Genomic DNA, 2,608 nt, shown 5'->3' on the forward strand with positions numbered 1-2,608 from the left:
GTAAGCGTCCAATAATCTCATGGATTTAAAATCAATAAAAGGCATGAGACAATAGACTTCAAAAGAGTACTTTTATAGTTCACCGAGTACTCGGTGAACTATAAAAGCTTGAAAGGAGAGATCTCATGGCTACTATGAAATCTGTGCAGCACGAAATGTTAGTAGAAAAATGGCGTAAGGTCATAGCTGAACGTATGCAAAGTGGAATGTCGGTTAGACCCTGGTGCAAAGAGAGAGGAATTTCTGAAGGACAATACTATTACTGGCTAAAAGTCATACGGGAAGAATCCTTAATAAAGGCTGGCACCCTTGCCGTCACTGGATCGACCCAGTTCGCAGAAGTAAAACAGTTTGAACCCCAAAAGTCGATGCATTCCCCTAGAGTGTGTGCTGTGATTCAAATGGATAATGATATGGCTGTGGAAATTTGTAATGGAGCTGATCCAGACACCATTGAAGCCATACTTAAGATTCTAAAGAGATGATGTTGATTCAGTTTCCAAAGGATATCAGAATATACATAGCCTGCGGTCACACCGATATGAGAAAACAGATTGATGGTCTTGCTGCCATGGTCCAAACAAACTTTCATCTCGATCCATTTCAAAGGGCACTTTTTCTGTTTTGTGGACGAAAACGAGACCGAATGAAAGCACTTTATTGGGAAGGTGACGGATTTTTGCTTCTATATAAAAGGTTGGAAAGCGGAAGCTATAGGTGGCCTAGGACTTCGGAAGATGTCAGAGAGATAACATCCCAGCAGTATCGATGGCTGTTAGAAGGACTCTCCATTGACCAAAAGAAAGCGATAAAAAAAGTCAAAAACAAAAGAATTGTTTAACCTGTAAAACTTTGAAATATCAATGGTTTCACAGGCTTTTTTTGTGGGAAAAAACCTGTCTTTATGGTATAATAATAGTAACAATAATCAATCTAGAAAGGGCGTGGATTCAATGGTTACAGGGTCTGATAATTCCATTCTTTTAGAAGTCATAAAGCAACAGAATGAAACAATTTCTGCCCTCAATAATACCATTGAAAAAATGAACATAGATTCAAGGATTTTACGTGAGCAGATTGATTATCTAACTAAAAAGCTCTTTGGGAAAAAGAGTGAGAAAACATCTGCGATTTCTGGACAGATTACTTTAGATGTAGCTCCCTTTGGTCAGTTTGATGAAGCGGAAGTAGAAGCAAACCTAGAAGAAATAGAACAAGTGATTTCAAAAAAGAAGACCCGTGCTGGCTATCTTCGGGAAAAAGCTCTTTCTAATCTACCAGAAGAAGATAGAGTTTACTCACTATCTAAAGAAGAGCAAATATGCCTTACAGATGGAGATGAGTTAAAGTATGCAGGAAAGAAGTATTTACGCACAGAAGTGGAATATCAACCTGCTACCATGAAACTCGTGCATCTCTATCAGGAAAACTGGGAATGCAGGACTTGTCGTAAGGAAGGAAGGGCCTACCTTACACAAGCCAAAACAGATGCACCCCTTCTTCAGCATTCCATGGCAAGTCCATCCAGTGTTGCCTGGACCATGTATCAAAAATATGTAAATCATATGCCTTTATATCGACAGGAAAAGGATTGGAAAAATCTTGGGATGGAAATCTCAAGAAGCACCCTGTCTAACTGGATCCTCAAGACATCGGAAGAATGGCTTAGCTTGATGATATCCAAACTTCATGAGAAGCTTCTGCAGCAGAGCCATCTCCATGCAGATGAGTCCCCCATCCAGGTGATGAAGGAAGAAGGACGATCCAACACCACCAAATCCTATATGTGGGTGTACACCACAGGCTCTAGAAGCAGCAAACCCATCCGTATATTTGAATATCGGACTGGGCGGGCTGGCAAGAATGCATCGGATTTCTTAGATGGATATAGCGGATATTTAACGACCGATGGCTTCAAAGGATATGGTCAGGTGAAAAATATAAAGCGGTGTCTTTGCTGGAGTCATGTAAGGAGGTACTTCGTAGATGCACTGCCTAAAGATGTTAAAAGTCCAGGGACTACCCTGGCACAACAAGGTATTGCCTACTGCAATAAACTCTTTAACATCGAAGAAAAACTAAAGGATTTGCCAACAGAAGAGCGAAGAGTAGAGCGTCTAAAACAGGAGATACCCGTTTTAGAGGCCTTTTGGGCGTGGGTTGATATCAACCTAGAAGGCGTGCTGCAAAAATCCAAGGTTGGACAGGCTCTTCAGTATGCAAAGAATCATCGGGAAGGTTTAATGACCTTTTTAGATGATGGAGACTGTGATATCTCCAATAATCTGGCTGAAAACAGCATTCGCCCTTTTACCGTAGGTCGTAAGAACTGGCTCTTTGCAGGAAGTCCTGCGGGAGCAGGTGCCAGTGCCGCTGTCTATACCATTGTTGAGACAGCAAAGGCCAATGGATTAAATCCATATAAATATTTGGAGTATCTTTTAAGACATATTCCTTCAATACCACCTAAACAGCAAAAAGATTTTCTAGACAAGCTACTTCCATGGAACCCACAGGTTCAGGCAGCATGCAAGTCGAAATAATAGATAATAATGGCGGCCATTTGGCCGCCATTATTTATTGGTACATGTTATTAAAAGACGCTTAC

Annotated in this window: 3 protein-coding genes; all 3 read left to right on the forward strand. The window is 41.0% G+C overall.

Going from position 1 to position 2,608, the window contains the following annotated elements; all coding sequences use genetic code 11:
- Nucleotides 1–125: 125 nt before the first annotated feature.
- The 3 genes from tnpA (at nt 126) to tnpC (ending at nt 2,543) form a co-directional block, all read left to right on the forward strand.
- On the forward strand, nt 126–485 hold the full coding sequence (gene tnpA / locus NSA47_RS15250) for an IS66 family insertion sequence element accessory protein TnpA (protein ID WP_257533549.1): 360 nt from the start codon (nt 126–128) through the stop codon (nt 483–485).
- Nucleotides 485–841, forward strand: a complete 357-nt coding sequence (tnpB, locus tag NSA47_RS15255) for an IS66 family insertion sequence element accessory protein TnpB (RefSeq protein WP_257533551.1) — start codon at nt 485–487, stop codon at nt 839–841. Before tnpA ends, tnpB begins: the two co-directional genes overlap by 1 nt.
- 112 nt (nt 842–953) lie before the next feature.
- Nucleotides 954–2,543: an IS66 family transposase gene (gene tnpC / locus NSA47_RS15260; RefSeq protein ID WP_257533553.1), complete on the forward strand. Its 1,590-nt coding sequence runs from the start codon at nt 954–956 to the stop codon at nt 2,541–2,543.
- The last annotated feature ends 65 nt before the right edge of the window (nt 2,544–2,608 follow it).

The sequence above is a fragment of the Irregularibacter muris genome, from assembly GCF_024622505.1.
Lineage (GTDB): Bacteria > Bacillota > Clostridia > Eubacteriales > Garciellaceae > Irregularibacter > Irregularibacter muris.

Excerpts from the sequence above, each read along its gene's own strand:
- tnpA (WP_257533549.1), top strand. The coding sequence starts at position 126 with ATGGCTACTATGAAATCTGTGCAGCACGAAATGTTAGTAGAAAAATGG.
- tnpB (WP_257533551.1), top strand. The coding sequence starts at position 485 with ATGTTGATTCAGTTTCCAAAGGATATCAGAATATACATAGCCTGCGGT.
- tnpC (WP_257533553.1), top strand. The coding sequence starts at position 954 with ATGGTTACAGGGTCTGATAATTCCATTCTTTTAGAAGTCATAAAGCAA.